This is a genomic window from Streptomyces sp. YS-3 (assembly GCF_045257485.1).
Classification (GTDB): Bacteria; Actinomycetota; Actinomycetes; order Streptomycetales; family Streptomycetaceae; genus Streptomyces.
On the sequence record NZ_JBJHPC010000001.1, the window covers coordinates 58360 to 75433 of the forward strand.

Genomic DNA, 17074 nt, shown 5'->3' on the forward strand with positions numbered 1-17074 from the left:
GGGAGCGCGGATGCTGAAAAGGGTGACGCGATGGAGCCGGGAGAACGGGCGTCGGCCGCGGTGCGGCTTCAGGACGCCGCCGCATCTCCGTGCGGTGAACCATGCGTAGCGGGACCGCGGATTCGTCCGGGTCGTCCCGCGGGTGAAACCGGTGCGGGAAACGCGTGCAGCTGGGGCCCGCACCCCGAGGGATGCGGGCCCCAGCTACAGATGGTGCGTGAGCGTCAGGCCGGAACGATGTTCTCGGCCGTCGGGCCCTTCTGGCCCTGGGCGATGTCGAAGGTCACCTTCTGGCCCTCGAGCAGCTCACGGAAGCCCTGGGCGGAAATGTTCGAGTAGTGGGCGAACACGTCGGCGCCGCCACCGTCCTGCTCGATGAAGCCGAAGCCCTTTTCCGCGTTGAACCACTTCACGGTACCAGCAGCCATGTCATATCTCCTTTGGGGCAGTGCATCGGTGTCCGCACTGTGCGGACACCGTGTCGCCGCGATGATCACCCCGCCCGGAAAATGACCGGAAAGACAAAAGTGCTCCCACCTGGCCGGAGCCGGATGGGGGCACTTGAAGTTTCGGGAACCACAACTGCAACTGAGATCGACAGTAGCACGCCGGAACGGCCGGTGCGCAATGGAGAATTCGACCTTGTCCAAGGCGGTAAAAACCCTTCCCGCGGGGTCCTTGGAACTCTCACTTCACGAGAACAGATATTGACCGCGCGATGGGCGATGTTTTAGCGGGGAGCGTTGTCGCGGCGGTGGTCCGGCCTACGCGGGCCGGGCCACCCGCCGGGGTGACGCGGCCCACACCGGCGCCGGCCGGGCGATCGGCCCTCAGAACGGAACCGGACGCCGAACCGGAACCCGAATCGGATCAGGAGCCGGAATCGGAGCCGGTATCGGATGCGGAGCCGGATGCGGAATCCGATGCGGATTCGGCCCCGGAGTCGCCCGGTGCCCGCTGCGCAGTGCGGCGGTACTCGGCGTTTATGCGCTGAGCCTCCTCCAGCTGGTCCTCCAGGATCACGATGCGGCAGGCCGCCTCGACCGGGGTCCCCTGGTCGACCAGCTCACGGGCCCGGGCGGCGATCCGGAGCTGGTAGCGGGAGTAACGCCGGTGCCCGCCCTCGGAGCGCAGCGGTGTGATGAGCCGGGCCTCCCCGATGGCACGGAGGAAACCCGGGGTGGCGCCGAGCATCTCGGCGGCCCGGCCCATCGTGTAGGCCGGGTAGTCGTCGTCGTCCAGACGATCGCCCAGCGGACTGTCTGCTGTCATGTCACCTCGTTGTGCAGCGCGTCGAGGGGCCCGGACGCCGTACGGCCTGGCCCGGAGGAAAGTCAACACCATCCGCCGGCGTCGTCACCGCGCAGGCCTTCCCTTCCGGCACCGGGTGTGCCGTACCCCCCGTTTCGTACCGCGCCCGCTCTCCGGGAAGCGGCCCTCTGCCGGGCCCCGAGAAGGGATGGATAGAATCAGGTCCCATGTCGAACCCTGACGACCTGCTCATCGGCATCTCCACCATGGTGGAATCCGGGCAGAGCAATCAGATGTCGCTGACCGTGGTGGTCGGTGGAACTGTCATCACCGGACGACTGGCTCCCGAAGCGGTATGGAGGGAGCGGGTCTCGGAGGTACTCAAGGACTCGGATCATCTGGGTCCCTTCTCCGACGTCTTCACCGCGGACCCCCCGAGGGAACGCGCCGACGGCGGTGGGGCGCCCACGCATCTGCACTTCCATCTCGCCCGGATCCTCCAGGGGAACGTCGGGATTCCCGAGACCGGTGGGATGTACCGCGTCGCCATCGCGGACGTGAGCGCCTGGACCGTGGGCGACTTCAGCTACTCCGACCACTGAGACCTCGTACAGCGGGAAGGGCCCTGCCGACATGTGTCGGCAGGGCCCTTCCCGCTGTCCTGTACCGGACTCGTCCGGTGGACCGTCCTGCGGCGTTCCTGGTCAGAGCCCCAGCGAGCCGGGGCCGCCCAGCAGCGCGGAAGCGGTCTGCATCTGCGTGGCCTGCGTGGCCTGCGCGGCGGGCACCACGGCCGGCTCGCCGCTACGGCAGCTGAAGCCGAGCCGGGCCATGGCCCGGGTGACCTCCTGGCCGGTGAAGTCGCGGCGGTCCTGCCGGGTGATGATCTCGCCCACCTGCTTGACGGGGTAGTGGCGACGGCCGATGAGCACGGACTCCCCGGTGATGATCTCGGGCTTCACGCCCTTCATCGAGGTCACAACACCGCTCTTGGTGAGCTCGAAGGGGAAACGGGCGATGACGCAGCGCATGGTGCCTCACAGGGGAGAAGAAGGGCGAAGGGGCGGCCGGGGGACCGCGAGGGGTGGATCAGCGGAACAGGGCGAGAGCGCCCGGGGCGGAGCCGGACGGGCCGTCGGCGGCGAGGACGTCCCGCAGCCGGAGCCGGTCCGTGTAGGCGGCGCTGTCACGGACAGCGGCCAGCCGGGTCCGGGTGACCGAGCCGGTGATCTGCTCGTCCCGGTCGCACAGCAGCAGGAACCCGACCCGGGCACCGGCCATGACGGACAGGGCCATCTCTACGGTCATGTCGTCACTCACGCGCGGCCCCGACAGGTCGACGGCCTCGGCCGTGCCATGGAGGGAGGCCGGGCGTTGCCGGGTCTGGACGGGTGTCAAAGGATTCCTCCTGCGGGGACGGGGACGGATGGTCCGGTCACGACGGGCCCGGCGCGGTGCGCGGGGCCCGTGGTGGCGGTGTGGCGGTGTGGCACACGAGCGTTCCGGGGCGTCTCGTCCGGATCTCGCCGACTGCGGTCCGCACGGTGTGGTGCGCGGGCCCGGGGCACGATCCGGACGGCACGCCCTAGGCCGCCGTGGCCGTGTCGACCGCGGCCGGGCGCTGCGTGGTGCGGCGAGCCGTGTCGGCGCCGGACCGGCTCCGGCCCGCGGTGCCACGTCGGCCACGGGGTGAGGAGGAGGCGCGCCGGGGGCGTTCCGAGGCCGGTGCGGTGATGGTGACCGGGACGCCCGAGGGCGCCTGGGCACCGGTGATACGGCTCAGTTCGGCTTCGCCCGAGCGCACCTGGGTGGTCTGCGGGGTGATGCCGGCGGCGGCCATCAGCCGGCTCATGTCGCGGCGCTGGTTGGGGGTCACCAGCGTGACGACGCTGCCGGACTCACCGGCGCGGGCGGTACGGCCGCCCCGGTGCAGGTAGTCCTTGTGGTCGCTGGGCGGGTCGACGTTCACGACCAGGTCGAGGTTGTCGACGTGGATACCGCGCGCCGCGACGTTGGTCGCCACCAGCACCGTCACGTGCCCGGTGCGGAAGTGGGACAGGGTCCGCGTCCGCTGCGGCTGGGACTTCCCGCCGTGCAGCGCGGCGGCCCGTACACCGCTGTTCAGCAGGTGCTCGGTCAGCCGGTCCACCGCGTGCTTGGTGTCCAGGAACATGATCACTCGCCCGTCCCGGGCCGCGATCTCGGTGGTCGTACGGTGCTTGTCGGCGCCCTGCACGTGCAGGACGTGGTGCTCCATGGTGGTGACCGCGCCCGCGGAGGGGTCGACGGAGTGGACCACCGGGTCGGTCAGATAGCGGCGGACCAGCTGGTCGACGTTGCGGTCCAGGGTGGCGGAGAACAGCATCCGCTGGCCTCCGGGCTTCACCTGGTCGAGGAGCTCGGTGACCTGGGGCATGAAGCCCATGTCGGTCATCTGGTCGGCCTCGTCGAGGACGGTGACGGCGACCTGGTCCAGCCGGCAGTCGCCGCGGTCGACGAGGTCCTTCAGCCGGCCCGGCGTGGCGACGACGACCTCGGCCCCGCCGCGCAGCGCCGCGGCCTGCCTGCCGAGCGACATGCCGCCGACCACGGTGGTGAGCCGCAGCCGCACGGAGCGGGCGTACGGGGTGAGGGCGTCGGTGACCTGCTGGGCGAGCTCCCGGGTCGGCACCAGGACGAGGGCCAGGGGCTGGCGCGGCTCGGCGCGCAGGCCCGCCGTACGGGCCAGCAGGGCGAGGCCGAAGGCGAGGGTCTTGCCCGAGCCGGTGCGGCCACGGCCGAGGACGTCACGGCCGGCGAGCGAGTTCGGCAGCGTGGCGCCCTGGATCGGGAACGGTACGGTCACGCCCTCGTGGCCCAGCGCGTCCAGCAACTGCGTCGGCATGCCGAGATCGGCGAACGCCTCGACGGCCGGCAGGGCCGGGGTGAGGGTCTTCGGCACCGCGAACTCACCCTGGGGCGAGTTCTGCCGCCGCCCGGGACCCGACGTACGGCGCGGGAAGGCGGAGCGGTTCTCGCCGCCGGAGCGCGGATTTCCGGTGCGGGTGCGGGCGGAACGGTCGTTTATGCGCGTGCGGTCCACAGGGAACCTTCCTTGACGTGGCACGTATCAAGGAATTCCCGCAGCGAACGAGCAGCGCAGAGAATCGCAAGAACGAGCCGAGAGAAATGGGGTTCATCGACCCCGGAACGCAGCAAGCTGGGGCCCGCACCCCAAGGTGCGGGCCCCAGCTGCGAAGTGCGTGGCGACGTCAGGCGAGAACGATGTTCTCGGCCGTCGGGCCCTTCTGGCCCTGCGCGATGTCGAAGTTCACCTTCTGGCCTTCGAGCAGCTCGCGGAAGCCCTGGGCGGAGATGTTCGAGTAGTGGGCGAACACGTCAGCGCCGCCACCGTCCTGCTCGATGAAGCCGAAGCCCTTTTCCGCGTTGAACCACTTCACAGTTCCGGAAGCCATGTTATTTCTCCTTCGGGGCGGTGCTCGGAGCGCACACCGTGCGCACTCCGTGTCGCCGTGATGATCACCCTGCCGGAAATAACCGGGACCAGAAAGGGTCGCCCTCCGGAATGAACCGGTGGGGACACCCGTAAGATTTCAGGAGCCACAACTGCAACTGAGATCGACAGTAGCACGGTGCGATCAGCCGTGCGCGGCACATTACTCCGCCCCGGCCTGTCGCGCCATTATTATTAATCGCGCCCCGCTTCTAATTCTCACTTCGCGGGGACAGATATTGAGGCCCCCGGGCCCCATGATTCCTGCCGGTATTTGCGGCCGGACACCCGGGGCGCGCGGGCGCTCGCGTCAGGGCGTGGCCGTGGAGACGACGAAGACGACCGGGTTGTCCGGGTCGCTCTCGTCCACCGTGATCTCCTGCGTGGGCAGCGGGTCCTTCTGGGCGTGCCGGGTGCCCGCCCAGTCGTGGCCGGACGCGAAGGTCCAGCCGACCTTCCGCGCGTCACCGGCGTCGATGGCCACCGAACCGGGGCGCAGCGCCGCCGTACTGCTCCCGGAGTCCTTGAGGAACTCCGCGAGACCGGCCGCGGTGGTCCTGAAGGAGACGAACAGCTTGCTGACCTTCCAGCTGTTGGTCTCGTAGTACCGCACGTCCGTGGCGTCGGAGGGGACCGGGACGTCGTAGATGCGCCGCTGGGTCTTGGACGGCCAGTCGTGCTGGAGCCCGGTCGCGGACGCCTCGCTCTCCTTGTCGCGCCCGCTGTCGCGGCTCTGTCCGGCGGAGATGGCGAGATAGCCGGCCGGGACCCCGATGAGCAGCACGATGATGATCGCGGTGAGCCAGCGGCGGCGGATCATATGGCGGCGGTCCTCCGGCGGCCGGGTTCCGTCCGGGGGCGGCGACTGGCGCGGCACGGCGGGCCGCTCTGCGGGGGTCATCACGGTGATTCCTCGGTGGCACGGGTGGAGCTCGTCCTGCGTACGGCCTCGGCGACCTGGGCGTACCGCTCGTAGCGCTCGACCCGGCGGCGGTTGGCGCGGCGGAAGCGGCGGGCGACGAGGCGGGCGAGGTCGGCGGCGCCGACCATGCCGGCCTCGGGGCCCAGCTGCGCCTTGGCGATCCGGGCCTCGGGGCGGTAGCCGCGGCCGGTCAGCTGGCGCCGGAAGGCGTCCCGGGCCGGGCCGATCAGCAGGTCGTCGGCCGCGCTGACGCCGCCGCCGATGACGAAGCAGGACGGGTCGAGGGCGGCGGCGAGGTTGGCGATGCCGACGCCGAGCCACTGGCCGATGTCCTGGAACAGTTCGACGCACATGGCGTCGCCCTCGCGGGCGAGCTCGGTGATGAGCGGCCCGGTGATGTCGGGGATGTTGCCCTTGACCCGCTCCAGGATGTTGTACGCGACCGGCGAGTCCGCGACCGCGAGTTCACGGGCCTCGCGGACCAGGGCGTTGCCGGAGCTGTACTGCTCCCAGCAGCCGCGGTTGCCGCACGGGCAGCGGTGACCGCCGGGCACGACCTGCATATGGCCGAACTCCCCCGCCACGCCGTACTTGCCGCGCTTGACCCGGCCGTCCTCCAGGATCGCGCCGCCGATGCCGGTGCCGAGCGTGATCATGACGAGGTGGTCCTCGCCGCGGCCCGCGCCGAAGCGCCACTCGGCCCAGGCGGCCGTGTTGGCGTCGTTGTCGACCATGACCGGGACGGCGAGCCGGGACTGGAGGGCGTCGCGCAGCGGTTCGTTGCGCCAGGCGAGGTGCGGGGCGAAGAGGATGGTGCTGCGGTCGGCGTCGACCCAGCCGGCCGCGCCGATGCCGACGGCGTGCACGTCGTGGCGGTCGGAGAGGTCCAGGACCAGCTCGGTGATGGTGTCCTCGACGACCTTGGGACTCTTGGACTTGTCCGGCGTCTCGGTGCGGATCTTCTCCAGGATGACGCCGTCGGCGTCGACGACGCCCGCCATCACCTTGGTGCCGCCGATGTCGATGCCGACGGTGGGGACGCGGGGTGCGGTCAGGTGCGAGCGGCGCTCGCGGGTGCCGACGGTGCGCAGGACGGTGGCCCGGGCGGAGCCTCGGTAGGTGTTCATCGGGCCGCACCCCGTCGCCGAGGGAGGGGGGTGTCCTGGAATGCTCGCACGACTGGTGTCGTCCCTGGTGGTCTCGGGGAGCCGGGGTGGCCGGCGGCGGACGGCGCCCGCCGTGCCCGATTCTGCCACCCCGGCCGGGACCGGACCTCGCGCGCCCGTACCGCCCCGGGCGCCCCGGCCGTTACTTCGCGGTGTCGGCGGGCCGGGCGCTCAGGTCCGGCTCGGGGGCCCGCTGGAGCTCGTGGCTGAGCTCCTCCAGCTCGCTGCCGCCCGCCATCTGGCGGGTGAGCTCGTCCAGGGTGATCTGGCTGCGCAGATGGCTGCCGGTCATCGCACCGCGCTTGAGCAGGACGAAACGGTCACCGACGAGGTAGGCGTGGTGCGGGTTGTGCGTGATCAGGACCACGCCGAGGCCCGCGTCCCGGGCCGCCGCCACGTACTTGAGCACGACACCGGACTGCTTGACGCCGAGCGCGGCGGTGGGCTCGTCCAGGACCAGCACCTTGGCGCCGAAGTAGACCGCGCGGGCGATCGCCACGCACTGGCGCTCGCCGCCCGACAGGGTGCCGATGGGCTGGTCCACGTCGCGCAGGTCGATGCCCATGCGCAGCAGCTCCGAGCGGGTGGTGCGGCGCATCAGGTCGACGTCGAGCCGCTTGAAGGGGCCGGCCCCCTTCGTCGGCTCGGAGCCGAGGAAGAAGTTGCGCCACACCGGCATCAGCGGGACGACCGCGAGGTCCTGGTAGACGGTGGCGATGCCCCGGTCGAGCGCCTCGCGCGGGTTGCCGAGCGAGACGTCCTGGCCCTCGATGCGGAAGGCGCCGGAGTCGTGCCGGTGCAGCCCCGCGATGATCTTGATGAGGGTGGACTTGCCGGCGCCGTTGTCCCCCAGGACGCAGGTGATCTCGCCCGGGTGGACCTCCAGCGAGACGCCTTCCAGGGCGCGGATGTTGCCGTAGTACTTGCTGACGTCGTCGAGCTCCACCAGGGGGCTCTCGGTCAGGGTCGCGTCCGTCATGCCGTCGCCTCCGCCCGCTTGCGCACCCACGCGTTGAGCAGGGTGGCCAACAGGAGCATCGCTCCCAGGAAGAACTTGAACCAGTCCGGGTTCCACTCGGCGTAGACGATGCCCTTGCTGGTCATACCGAAGATGAACGCGCCGACCGCGGAGCCGATCGCCGAGCCGTAGCCGCCGGTGATCAGACAGCCGCCGATGACGGCCGCGATGATGTAGATCAGCTCGTTGCCGACGCCCTCGCCGGACTGCACCACGTCGAACGAGAAGAGCAGGTGCTGCCCGGAGACCCAGGCGGCGAACGCCACGCCCATGTACAGGCCGATCTTGGTCTTGTAGACCGGCACGCCGACCGCGCGGGCCGCGTCGGCCTCGCCGCCGACCGCGAAGATCCAGTTGCCGAACCGGGTCCGCAGCAGGATCCAGGTGGCGACCGCGACCAGGCCGAACCACCACAGGATGGTGACCTTGAGGTCCACCGAGCCGACGCTCAGCTGGGAGGCGAAGACCTTCTTCGCCGAGGCGAAGCCCTCCATGTCGGCGATGGACTTGGTGGAGACCGTGCCGCTGATCAGCTTGGTGAAGCCGAGGTTGAGGCCGGTCAGCATCAGGAAGGTGCCGAGCGTGATGATGAAGCTGGGCAGTTTGGTACGGGTCAGCATGAAGCCGTTGAAGGCGCCGAGGGCGAGCGTGGTCAGCAGCGAGACCCCGACGCCCACCCAGACGTTGGCCGTCATCTGGTAGCTGAACATCGACGAGACGAGCGCCGACGTCGTCACCAGCACACCGGCCGACAGGTCGAACTCGCCGCCGATCATCAGCAGCGCCACCGGCACCGCCATGATGCCGATGGTGGACGCCGCGTACAGCACGGTGGAGAGGCTGGAGGCGCGCAGGAAGCTGTCCGCCACGATCGAGAAGAAGACGAAGACGGCGACGGCGCCGACGACCGAGCCGAGCTCCGGGCGGCCGAGCAGTCTGCGCAGCACGGACCGGTGGATCAGCCGCTCGTCCTTGGCGGACGCGGGCGCGGGCGCCGGTGCGGTGGCGGTCATCGGGTCCCCCGCTTCGTGTACTCCTCCAGCTCGGCGGCGGCGTCCTTGGTGATGATCTGGGGCCCGGTCAGCACCGGAAGCCCGCCGCCGAGCACGTCGCCGTTGTACTTGTAGAGCCAGAGCAGGTCCACGGCCTCGTATCCCTGGAGGTAGGGCTGCTGGTCGACCGCGAAGCCGAGGGTGCCGTCCTTCAGCTCGGAGGCGACCTTGGCGTTCAGGTCGAAGGTGTCGACCTCGGCGGAGCTGCCGGCGGAGTTCCTGGCCTTGACCGCGGTGTCCGCGAAGGGGGCTCCCAGGGTGACCACGGAGTCGATGGACCGGTCCGCCTGGAGCTTGGCCTCGATGGAGGACTGCACGTCGGGCATGTTGGTGCCGGTGACGTAGAGGTTCTGCAGATCGCCCTTGAAGGTCTTCTTGGTGCCCGCGCAGCGCTGCTCGTGGCCGACGTTGCCCTGCTCGTGCAGGACGCAGAGCGCCTTCTTCTTCCCGCGCTTGTTGAGCTCCTCGCCGACGGCCTCGCCCGCGATGGTCTCGTCCTGGCCGATGTGGGTGAGCGCGCCGAACTGCTTGGACTTCTCCGAGCCCGAGTTCACCGTGATCACCGGGATGCCGGCCTTCGCGGCCTTGGCGACGACGTCCTTCATCGCGTCCGGCTTGGCGAGGGTGACGACGATCCCGTCGACCTTCTGGTCGATGGCCGCCTGCACGAACTGCGCCTGCTGCTGACCCTGGTCGCTGTGCGAGTACAGGAAGTCGATGTTGTCCTTCACGGCGGCCTGCTTGGCGCCGCTCTGGACGATGTCCCAGAAGGTGTCGCCGTCGCCCGAGTGGGTGATCATGGCGAACTTCCAGCGGGGGGTGTTCACCGCCGCCTTGCCCTGGGCCACCGCGGCCTTGCGCGCGTCCTCGGCGCGCTTGCCCCCGGTGCTGCTGCATCCCACCAGGGAGGCCCCGAGCACTGCCGCCAGCACCGCGCCCACCGCGCGTACCCCTGTCCGAACCCTTGCCACGACGCCGTGCTCCTCTTGCTGTACTCCCAGGTGCGCCCGGGACTGGTGCGTGCCTGCCCCGGCCGCCCAAGTATGGGTCACATCGGGTCGGCGGCGGATCATCGGGTACCGCGAGCGGTGTACTTCTCCAACGCCGGCACGTCCTTCCCGGTGACGATGGCGGGCCCGGTGAGGACCGGCCTGCCGCCGCCGACCACGTTGCCGTTGGTCTTGTGCAGCCACAGTTCGTCCACCGCCAGATACCCCTGGAGATACGGCTGCTGATCGACCGCGAAGCCGATCTCCTTGCCCTTGAACTGCTGGATCACGGCGGCGTTGAGGTCGAAGGTGTCGACCTCGGCGGAGCTGCCCGCGCCGCCCTTGGCCTTGACCGCCGCGGCGGCCATCGGCGCGCCGAGCGTGACGACGGCGTCGATGGCCGTTCCCCCCGAGCCCGCCTGGAGTTTCGCCTCGATGGAGGATGTCGCGGCGGGCGTGTTGGTCCCGTCGACGTTGAGGTTCTCCACCGAGCCCTTGAAGGTCTTCTTCACCCCGGCGCAGCGCTCCTCCAGCGAGACGTTGCCCTGCTCGTGGATGACGCAGACCGCCTTCTTCCTGCCGTTGGCGTTCAGCTGCTCGCCGACCGCCTCACCGGCGACGCCCTCGTCCTGCCCGATGTGGCCGAGCGCGCCGAGCTCCTTGGAGTACTGCGCGCCGGAGTTGATGGTGACGACCGGGATGCCCGCCGCGACCGCCTTCCTCACGACGTCCCGGACGGCCTCGGGCTTGGCGAGGGTGACGACGATCCCGTCGACCTTCTTGTCGATGGCCGCCTGGATCAGCTGCGCCTGCTGCTGGCCCTCCTTGTTCGCCGAGTAGAGGAAGTCGGCGTTGTCCTTGGCCGCGGCCTGTTTCGCGCCGCTCTGGACGATGTCCCAGAAGGTGTCGCCCTCCCCCGAGTGGGTGATCATCGCGATCTTCATCCGGGGAGTGGAGACACCTCTGCCGGTTGGGGCGCCGTCGTCCGCCTTGTCCTCGGAGCTCTTGCCGCCCGAGCTGCTGCATCCGGCGACCGTGAGTGCGAGGGCCGCGGCGAGCGCCGCCGCCGTGGCTGCCGTGCGGGGTATGCGCATGGGGTCCGCCTTCCGTCCCGGCCGCCGGTGTGTGCGGCACGTGAGTTCTAGCGGCGGGTCCTCTCAGCCGTCAATACTTTGTCCGAACATTCTTACGCGGAGATCTCGGCCGGGGCGGTGCCTCACCGGGGTCGCACCGGGGCGGGACCGCCGCCGCGCTCACGGCCGTACGAGCAGCTGGAACTCGAAGGCGTAGCGCGAGGCCCGGTAGACATGGGTGCCGAACTCCACGGCCCGCCCGGTGTCGTCGAAGGTGGTGCGCTCCATGGTCAGCAGCGGCGCGCCCACGGCCTCGGCGAGCAGTTCGGCCTCGGCCGCGGTGGCCGCCCGCGCCCCCACCGACTGCCGGGCGCTGTGCAGGGTGATCCCCGCGCCGCGCATCAGCCGGTACAGGCCGGTGGCCTCCAGCAGCGGGGTGTCGAGCGCGATCAGTCCGCCCGGCAGGTAGTTGCGCAGTTCGGCCATCGGCTCGCCGTGGGCGTACCGCAGCCGCTCGACCAGATGGACGTCCTCGCCCTCGGCCACGCCGAGGGCCGCCGCGACCCGCGCGGTGGCCGGTTCCACGGTGTTGCGCAGCACCCGGGTGGCGGGCTTCTGCCCGGCCGCCTCCAGGTCGTCGTAGAGGCTGCTCAGCTCCAGCGGGCGTTTGACCTGGCTGTGGACCACCTGGGTGCCCACGCCCCGGCGGCGCACCAGCAGGCCCTTGTCGACCAGCGACTGGATGGCCTGGCGGACGGTGGGACGGGACAGCCCGAGCCGGCCCGCGAGGTCGATCTCGTTGCCGAGGAGGCTGCCGGGCGTGAGGGTGCCGCGCTCGATGGCCGCCTCCAGCTGCTGGGAGAGCTGGAAGTAGAGCGGGACCGGGCTGGTGCGGTCCACGCTGAGCTGGAGCGGCACGGCGGGATCCGGCACGGTTCTGGGCTGCTTGGACACGGGGTGAGCGTAGTGCTCGGGCCATGTTGACGGGAAGTCGTGAAGTCTGATTGTCAGGACAAACTCTTGACAGGACGAGTCGGCACCGCCACCTTTTGGCCATGCGCATCGGACTCATCGGAACGGGACGTATCGGCTCCTTCCACGCGGAGGTGCTGGCCCGCCACCCCTCGGTCACCGAGCTCGTCGTCGCCGACACCGACCCCGCGCGGGCCGCCGCGTCCGCAGCCCGGACCGGGGCGACGGCCACCACGGTCGACGGGCTCTTCGCCGCCGGGCCGGACGCGGTGGTGATCGCCTCGGCGACCGCCGCGCACGCCGGTCTGATCGCCCGCGCGGCCCGCGCCGGGCTCCCCGCCTTCTGCGAGAAGCCGATCGCCCTCGACCTGGCCGGCACCCTGGCCGCCCTCGACGAGGTGGAGAGCGCGGGCACGGTCCTCCAGATCGGCTTCATGCGGCGCTTCGACGCCGGGTACGCGGCGGCCCGCGAGCGCGTCCGGACGGGCGGCCTGGGACGGCTGCACACCGTACGGGCGATCACCTCGGACCCGGCGCCGCCGCCCGCCGCGTATCTGCCGCTCTCCGGCGGGCTCTACCGGGACTGTCTGGTCCACGACTTCGACATCCTGCGGTGGGTGACCGGCCGTGAGGTCACCGAGGTGTACGCGACCGGCTCGGACGCCGGGCCCGCCATGTTCCGCGAGGCCCGGGACGTCTCCACGGCCGCGGCCCTGCTCACCCTCGACGACGGCACCCTCGCCACGGCGACGGCGACGCGGTGCAACGGCGCCGGGTACGACGTCCGGATGGAGTTGGCCGGGGAGCTCGACCAGCTCGCCGTGGGGCTCGGTGAGCGCACTCCGCTGACCTCCGTCGAGCCGGGGGCCGTCGCGCCCGCCGCCACCCCCTGGCCCGGCTTCCTGGAGCGGTTCGCGCCCGCCTACCGGGCCGAGCTCGACGCCTTCGTACGGGTCGTGCGAGGGGAGCTCGCCAACCCGTGCGACGGCCGTGAGGCGCTGCGCGCGCTGCGGGTCGCGGAGGCGTGCGAGCGCTCCCGGCACGAGCGCCGCCCGGTGGCGCTCGCGGAGTTCACCGGCTGAGGCACCGGGTGCCCCCGCTCCCCCGCGCCGCCTTCTACCCTGGCTGCAGCGAGGGGAGGCGTGGTGCACAGGCGTTGGTGGTTCATGGGCATGGTGCGCCCGGCCGCTTCCGCGCCACCGGCGTGGGAGCCGTCCAAGGAGGAGCAGCAGCGCGTCCTGGACGAGTGGGAGACGGCCCGCGAACGGCTGGAGCGGCTGGTGTCGGCCCGGGTGACGGCCGTCGGCGATGTGCTGCGGGCCGCCGAACTCCCGGTCGCGGCGGGCGGTACGGAGCCGGCGCGGCCCGGCGGCGACGCGGACGACTACGCGTGGGTGCTCGACGCCTTCCAGGCCGCCGGCAAGCTCCTGGACGAGGCGGCCGATCTGCCGGACCTGGCCGCCGCCGCGGTCCTGGCCGAACGCGCGCTGGTCCGGTTCGCCGCGCTGCACGCCCGCCGCGCGGGGCAGCCGGTGCCGAGGCCGCCCGAGCGCTGCTACTACAACCCGCTGCACGCGGCGGCCGAGAGCGCCGGGGCGCCCGCGCGCAAACAGCACCGCCGGCGCGCCCGGCGCCGGACCGGGCCGCGCGAGGCGGCGGCCGACCGCCGTCCCGCCTGCGCGTCCTGCCGCAAGGCGATCCTGGCGGGGCAGCCGCCGGACGTACTGCCCGCGCTGGTCCCGGTGAAGGTGTCCCGGCGGCGCACCGCGCGCCTGCTGGTGCCGTACTACTCGGTGCCCCAGCAGTGGTCGCTGTGGTCCCTCTCGGCGTGCGGGGCGTACGGCGAGGAGTGGCCCGCGCTGGTGCTGCGCGGCGAGCACCGGCGCAGAGCGGAAGCCGCCCGCAGGGCGTGAGCGCCGCGCCTCACCCTTCGTCCGCCCTCACCAGCGCACCGGCAGATGCCGTACGCCCCGGATGAGCATGCCGGGCAGCCACTCCAACCGGTCGGCGTCCCCGGCGAGTTCGAGACCGGGCGCGCGCTCCAGGAGCGTACGGACCGCGATGCGGCCCTCCATCCGGGCGAGCGGGGCGCCCAGGCAGTAGTGGATGCCGTGGCCGAAGCCGAGGTGGCCCCGCGGGGTGCGGTGGATGTCGAAGCGGTCCGGGTCGGGGTGGCGGGCGGGGTCGCGTCCGGCGGAGGCGAGGCCGACCAGGACGGTCGCCCCGGCCGGGATGACGGTCCCGCCGCACTCGACGTCCTCGCGCGCGTAGCGGTACGTGGCCGTCTCCACCGGGCCGTCGTAGCGCAGCATCTCCTCGACGGCCCCGTCGATCAGACCGTCGAAGTCGGCGCGGAGCGCGGCCAGTTGGTCCGGGTGCGCGAGGAGGGCCCGTACTCCGTTGGAGATGAGGTTCACGGTGGTCTCGTGGCCAGCCACGAGCAGCAGGAAGGCCATGCCGATGAGCTCGTCCGGGGACAGCTGGTCGCCGTCCTCGTGCCGGGTGCGGATGAGGGCGCTCATCAGGTCGTCCGCCGGGGCGGTGGCGCGCTTGTCCTCGATGAGCCCGACCAGATAGGCGCCCATCTCCAGCGCGGAGGTGTTCGTCCCGTCGTTCCCGGTGGGGGCGACCGCCTCGTTGGAGAGCCGGCGGAAGGTTTCCCGGTCCAGGTCGGGGACGCCCAGGAGTTCGCAGATGACTGTGATCGGCAGGGGGAAGGCGAACGCGTCGACCAGGTCGGCGCTGCGGCCGGGAGCGGCCAGCATGGTGTCGAGCAGCGTGTCGGTGATCTCCTGCACGCGCGGGCGCAGCGCCTCGATCCGGCGCGAGGTGAACTCGCGCGCCACCAGCTTGCGCAGCCGGGTGTGCTGGGGCGGGTCGGAGTCCAGCATGTTGGCGCTGACCGCGGTGAACTCGCCCTCGGCGGCGATGGCCCGCCAGTCCTTGGAGAAACGGCCGTCGGCGAGCGCGGCCCGCGCCTCGTCGTGTCCGACGATCAGCCAGACCTCGTCCATCTCGCGGGTGCGCACCCGGTGCACCGGACCCTCCGCGCGCAGCTTCGCGTAGTACGGATACGGGTGGGCGGTGAAGTCCTCGTGGTCACGCAGGTCTACGAGCGGCACAGTTCGGTTCCCCTCCGGCGGTCCGCTTCAGCCTACGTCGCCGTCCCCGTCGAGGAGCCCCGCGTCATGGACGAGCAGAGCGATCTGGACACGGTTGTTGAGCCCCAGCTTGGCGAGCACCCGCGAGACATGGGTCTTCACGGTGGGCACGCTGAGGAAGAGGGCGGCGGAGATCTCCGCGTTGGACTGGCCCCGGCCGACCGCGACGGCCACCTCCCGCTCTCGCTCGGCGAGTTGGCCGATCCTCGCCCGTGCCCGGGCCGCCCGGTCACCGGGCCCCTCCGGGGCGCCCGCGATCTGGTGCATCAACTGGCGGGTGACGGCCGGCGAGAGCACCGGCTCGCCTGCCGCGACCCGGCGTACGGCGGCGACGATCTCGGCGGGCGCGGTGTCCTTCAGGACGAACCCGGCGGCGCCCGCGCGCAGCGCCCGTACCACCTGCTCGTCGGCGTGGAAGGTGGTCAGGACGATGACCTCGGGGGCGTCGGGGCGGGCGCGCAGGAGCTCGGTGGCGGCGAGCCCGTCGACGGTCGGCATCCGGATGTCCATGAGGACCACGTCCGGGCGCAGCCGGTCGGTCAGCTCCTCGACCTGGGAGCCGTCGGAGGCCTCGCCCACGATCTCCAGATCCTCGGAGCCGCCGAACATGAAGGTGAGTCCCGCGCGGACGAGGGGGTCGTCGTCGACGACGAGCAGCCGGATGGTCATGAGGGCCACGGTAGCCAGGCGCGGACCTCGAACCCGCCACCGGGCAGCGGCCCGTGCTCCAGCCGGCCGCCCGCGAGCGTGGCCCGCTCGGTCAGCCCGATCAGCCCCTGCCCCGAGCCGGGCACCTCGGGCACGTCCCCGACGGGGGCGGGGTTGCGCACCTCGATGCCGAGCCCGTCGCCCGGGCGGCCGGTGACGGTCACGGTGACCTCGGCGCCGGGGGCGTGCTTGCGGGCGTTGGTGAGAGCCTCCTGGGCGATGCGGTAGGCGTTGCGTCCGGTGGCCGCGGGGACGCTCTCCGGGTCCCCGATCCGGCTGTCGAGGGTGACCTTCATCCCGGCCTCGCGGGACTCGGCGACCAGCGCCTCCAGGGTGGCGAGGGTCGGCTGGGGCCGGTCCTCGGCGCCCTCGTCGGGGCTGCGCAGCACACCGATGATCTGGCGCAGGTCCTGGAGGGCCTCGTGGGCGCTGTCGCGGATGACCCCGGCGGCGCGGGCGACCTCGGCCGGGGGCGCGTCCGGGCGGAACTCCAGGCCGCCCGCGTGCACGCTGAGCAGGGTGAGCCGGTGGGCCAGTACGTCGTGCATCTCGCGGGCGATGGCCTCACGGGCGAGCCGCTGGGCGTGCTCGGCCCGCAGGGCGGCCTCCTCCTCGGCGCGTACGGCCCGCTCGCGCAGCGCGACCACCAGCTGGCGCCGGGCGCGGACGAGCATGCCCCAGCCCATGGCGAGGAGGACCATCAGCGTGCCCATGATGGCGTTGGCCAGCAGTCCGGTGCTCGGGTCGGGGCGCAGGACCGGCTGCACCCACGCGGTGACCAGGGCCGCGGCGCCGACGGTGGCGACGACGGGCTTGAGGGGCCGGTGCACGGCGACGCCGAAGAGGGCGACCAGCACCGCCCCGGAGGCGACCGGGGCGACCGTCGTGACGACGACGAGCGTCCAGGCGAGCCCCACGGGCCAGCGCCGGCGCAGCCACAGCGCGCAGCAGGCGAGGGCCCCCGCCAGCTGGTCGGCCGCCTGGACCGTCTCGGAGTAGTCGGCGGCCTGCGTCATGGCGTCGGCGGCGAGCATGCCGATGCCCACGGCGCAGAGGAAGGCGCAGGTGTCGACGATCCAGTCCCGTACGGTACGGCGCGGCCGGGTGCGGCCGGGCCGGTCGCCCGGCAGTTCGGGGGCGACGACGGCGGACGGCAGCAGCCAGCGGTATTCGGGTCCAGCGCGTGTCATGTCCCCCAAGCTACGCAGGTCAGGGGCGGCGTGGCGGGTTCCGGGCGGGGTGCGCTACCAAAGTCGTACGGTCCGAGAC

Annotated in this window: 19 protein-coding genes; 3 read left to right on the forward strand and 16 right to left on the reverse strand. The window is 71.8% G+C overall.

Annotated features, from left to right (window positions below; translation table 11 throughout):
• Positions 1-224: 224 nt before the first annotated feature.
• Together ACJA3G_RS00140 and ACJA3G_RS00145 are read right to left on the reverse strand one after the other, a co-directional pair.
• A complete protein-coding gene (locus tag ACJA3G_RS00140) occupies positions 225-428 on the reverse strand; it encodes a cold-shock protein (protein ID WP_149547173.1) in 204 nt (67 codons plus the stop codon).
• Positions 429-870: 442 nt separating this feature from the next.
• The gene (locus tag ACJA3G_RS00145; RefSeq protein WP_406550750.1) at positions 871-1272 is read right to left on the reverse strand and encodes a MerR family transcriptional regulator; all 402 of its coding nucleotides are present in this window, start codon (positions 1270-1272) and stop codon (positions 871-873) included.
• Between the two features lie 206 nt (positions 1273-1478).
• Here ACJA3G_RS00145 and ACJA3G_RS00150 point away from each other — a divergent pair, with 206 nt between their 5' ends.
• Positions 1479-1853, forward strand: coding sequence for a hypothetical protein (locus ACJA3G_RS00150; protein WP_406550751.1), 375 nt, complete (start codon positions 1479-1481; stop codon positions 1851-1853).
• 102 nt (positions 1854-1955) lie between these two features.
• Here ACJA3G_RS00150 and ACJA3G_RS00155 read toward each other — a convergent pair whose 3' ends face one another.
• The 11 genes from ACJA3G_RS00155 to ACJA3G_RS00205 form a co-directional block, all read right to left on the reverse strand.
• Positions 1956-2282 carry an SCO5918 family protein gene (locus ACJA3G_RS00155; RefSeq protein ID WP_406550752.1) on the reverse strand — a complete coding sequence of 109 codons (327 nt, stop codon included), beginning with the start codon at positions 2280-2282 and terminating at the stop codon, positions 1956-1958.
• Between the two features lie 58 nt (positions 2283-2340).
• Positions 2341-2649 carry a CBS domain-containing protein gene (locus ACJA3G_RS00160; protein ID WP_406550753.1) on the reverse strand — a complete coding sequence of 103 codons (309 nt, stop codon included), beginning with the start codon at positions 2647-2649 and terminating at the stop codon, positions 2341-2343.
• Positions 2650-2836: 187 nt separating this feature from the next.
• Positions 2837-4333 carry a DEAD/DEAH box helicase gene (locus tag ACJA3G_RS00165; protein WP_406550754.1) on the reverse strand — a complete coding sequence of 499 codons (1497 nt, stop codon included), beginning with the start codon at positions 4331-4333 and terminating at the stop codon, positions 2837-2839.
• A gap of 169 nt (positions 4334-4502) precedes the next feature.
• A complete protein-coding gene (locus ACJA3G_RS00170) occupies positions 4503-4706 on the reverse strand; it encodes a cold-shock protein (protein ID WP_358836351.1) in 204 nt (67 codons plus the stop codon).
• A gap of 348 nt (positions 4707-5054) precedes the next feature.
• Entirely contained in the window at positions 5055-5645 is a 591-nt protein-coding gene (locus ACJA3G_RS00175) for a hypothetical protein (protein ID WP_406550755.1), read from the reverse strand.
• Positions 5645-6793, reverse strand: a complete 1149-nt coding sequence (locus tag ACJA3G_RS00180; protein WP_406550756.1) for an ROK family glucokinase — start codon at positions 6791-6793, stop codon at positions 5645-5647. The genes ACJA3G_RS00175 and ACJA3G_RS00180 overlap by 1 nt, the downstream gene beginning before the upstream one ends.
• Positions 6794-6974: 181 nt before the next feature.
• Complete coding sequence (locus ACJA3G_RS00185) at positions 6975-7811, reverse strand: ATP-binding cassette domain-containing protein (protein WP_406550757.1); 837 nt, start codon at positions 7809-7811, stop codon at positions 6975-6977.
• Positions 7808-8863: an ABC transporter permease gene (locus ACJA3G_RS00190; protein ID WP_406550758.1), complete on the reverse strand. Its 1056-nt coding sequence runs from the start codon at positions 8861-8863 to the stop codon at positions 7808-7810. Before ACJA3G_RS00190 ends, ACJA3G_RS00185 begins: the two co-directional genes overlap by 4 nt.
• Complete coding sequence (locus ACJA3G_RS00195; RefSeq protein ID WP_406550759.1) at positions 8860-9873, reverse strand: sugar ABC transporter substrate-binding protein; 1014 nt, start codon at positions 9871-9873, stop codon at positions 8860-8862. Before ACJA3G_RS00195 ends, ACJA3G_RS00190 begins: the two co-directional genes overlap by 4 nt.
• A gap of 98 nt (positions 9874-9971) precedes the next feature.
• Positions 9972-10985, reverse strand: coding sequence for a substrate-binding domain-containing protein (locus ACJA3G_RS00200; protein ID WP_406550760.1), 1014 nt, complete (start codon positions 10983-10985; stop codon positions 9972-9974).
• Between the two features lie 159 nt (positions 10986-11144).
• Positions 11145-11864: a GntR family transcriptional regulator gene (locus ACJA3G_RS00205; RefSeq protein ID WP_406550766.1), complete on the reverse strand. Its 720-nt coding sequence runs from the start codon at positions 11862-11864 to the stop codon at positions 11145-11147.
• Positions 11865-12019: 155 nt separating this feature from the next.
• Here ACJA3G_RS00205 and ACJA3G_RS00210 point away from each other — a divergent pair, with 155 nt between their 5' ends.
• Complete coding sequence (locus tag ACJA3G_RS00210; protein ID WP_406550761.1) at positions 12020-13018, forward strand: Gfo/Idh/MocA family oxidoreductase; 999 nt, start codon at positions 12020-12022, stop codon at positions 13016-13018.
• Between the two features lie 60 nt (positions 13019-13078).
• Positions 13079-13849, forward strand: a complete 771-nt coding sequence (locus ACJA3G_RS00215) for a hypothetical protein (RefSeq protein WP_406550762.1) — start codon at positions 13079-13081, stop codon at positions 13847-13849.
• Between the two features lie 27 nt (positions 13850-13876).
• Here the strand turns inward: ACJA3G_RS00215 and ACJA3G_RS00220 are convergent, their stop codons facing one another.
• Genes ACJA3G_RS00220 through ACJA3G_RS00230 form a run of 3 tightly spaced genes read right to left on the reverse strand, consistent with a single transcriptional unit; the run spans position 13877 to position 16995 of the window.
• Positions 13877-15058 carry a cytochrome P450 gene (locus tag ACJA3G_RS00220; RefSeq protein ID WP_406550763.1) on the reverse strand — a complete coding sequence of 394 codons (1182 nt, stop codon included), beginning with the start codon at positions 15056-15058 and terminating at the stop codon, positions 13877-13879.
• Between the two features lie 27 nt (positions 15059-15085).
• Positions 15086-15766 (reverse strand): response regulator, encoded by a 681-nt coding sequence (locus ACJA3G_RS00225; RefSeq protein ID WP_406550764.1) that lies wholly within the window; start codon positions 15764-15766, stop codon positions 15086-15088.
• On the reverse strand, positions 15763-16995 hold the full coding sequence (locus ACJA3G_RS00230; RefSeq protein ID WP_406550765.1) for a sensor histidine kinase: 1233 nt from the start codon (positions 16993-16995) through the stop codon (positions 15763-15765). The genes ACJA3G_RS00225 and ACJA3G_RS00230 overlap by 4 nt, the downstream gene beginning before the upstream one ends.
• Positions 16996-17074: the final 79 nt, after the last annotated feature.

Excerpts from the sequence above, each read along its gene's own strand:
- ACJA3G_RS00140 (WP_149547173.1), bottom strand. The coding sequence starts at position 428 with ATGGCTGCTGGTACCGTGAAGTGGTTCAACGCGGAAAAGGGCTTCGGC.
- ACJA3G_RS00145 (WP_406550750.1), bottom strand. The coding sequence starts at position 1,272 with ATGACAGCAGACAGTCCGCTGGGCGATCGTCTGGACGACGACGACTAC.
- ACJA3G_RS00150 (WP_406550751.1), top strand. The coding sequence starts at position 1,479 with ATGTCGAACCCTGACGACCTGCTCATCGGCATCTCCACCATGGTGGAA.
- ACJA3G_RS00155 (WP_406550752.1), bottom strand. The coding sequence starts at position 2,282 with ATGCGCTGCGTCATCGCCCGTTTCCCCTTCGAGCTCACCAAGAGCGGT.
- ACJA3G_RS00170 (WP_358836351.1), bottom strand. The coding sequence starts at position 4,706 with ATGGCTTCCGGAACTGTGAAGTGGTTCAACGCGGAAAAGGGCTTCGGC.
- ACJA3G_RS00175 (WP_406550755.1), bottom strand. The coding sequence starts at position 5,645 with ATGACCCCCGCAGAGCGGCCCGCCGTGCCGCGCCAGTCGCCGCCCCCG.
- ACJA3G_RS00180 (WP_406550756.1), bottom strand. The coding sequence starts at position 6,793 with ATGAACACCTACCGAGGCTCCGCCCGGGCCACCGTCCTGCGCACCGTC.
- ACJA3G_RS00185 (WP_406550757.1), bottom strand. The coding sequence starts at position 7,811 with ATGACGGACGCGACCCTGACCGAGAGCCCCCTGGTGGAGCTCGACGAC.
- ACJA3G_RS00190 (WP_406550758.1), bottom strand. The coding sequence starts at position 8,863 with ATGACCGCCACCGCACCGGCGCCCGCGCCCGCGTCCGCCAAGGACGAG.
- ACJA3G_RS00200 (WP_406550760.1), bottom strand. The coding sequence starts at position 10,985 with ATGCGCATACCCCGCACGGCAGCCACGGCGGCGGCGCTCGCCGCGGCC.
- ACJA3G_RS00210 (WP_406550761.1), top strand. The coding sequence starts at position 12,020 with ATGCGCATCGGACTCATCGGAACGGGACGTATCGGCTCCTTCCACGCG.
- ACJA3G_RS00225 (WP_406550764.1), bottom strand. The coding sequence starts at position 15,766 with ATGACCATCCGGCTGCTCGTCGTCGACGACGACCCCCTCGTCCGCGCG.
- ACJA3G_RS00230 (WP_406550765.1), bottom strand. The coding sequence starts at position 16,995 with ATGACACGCGCTGGACCCGAATACCGCTGGCTGCTGCCGTCCGCCGTC.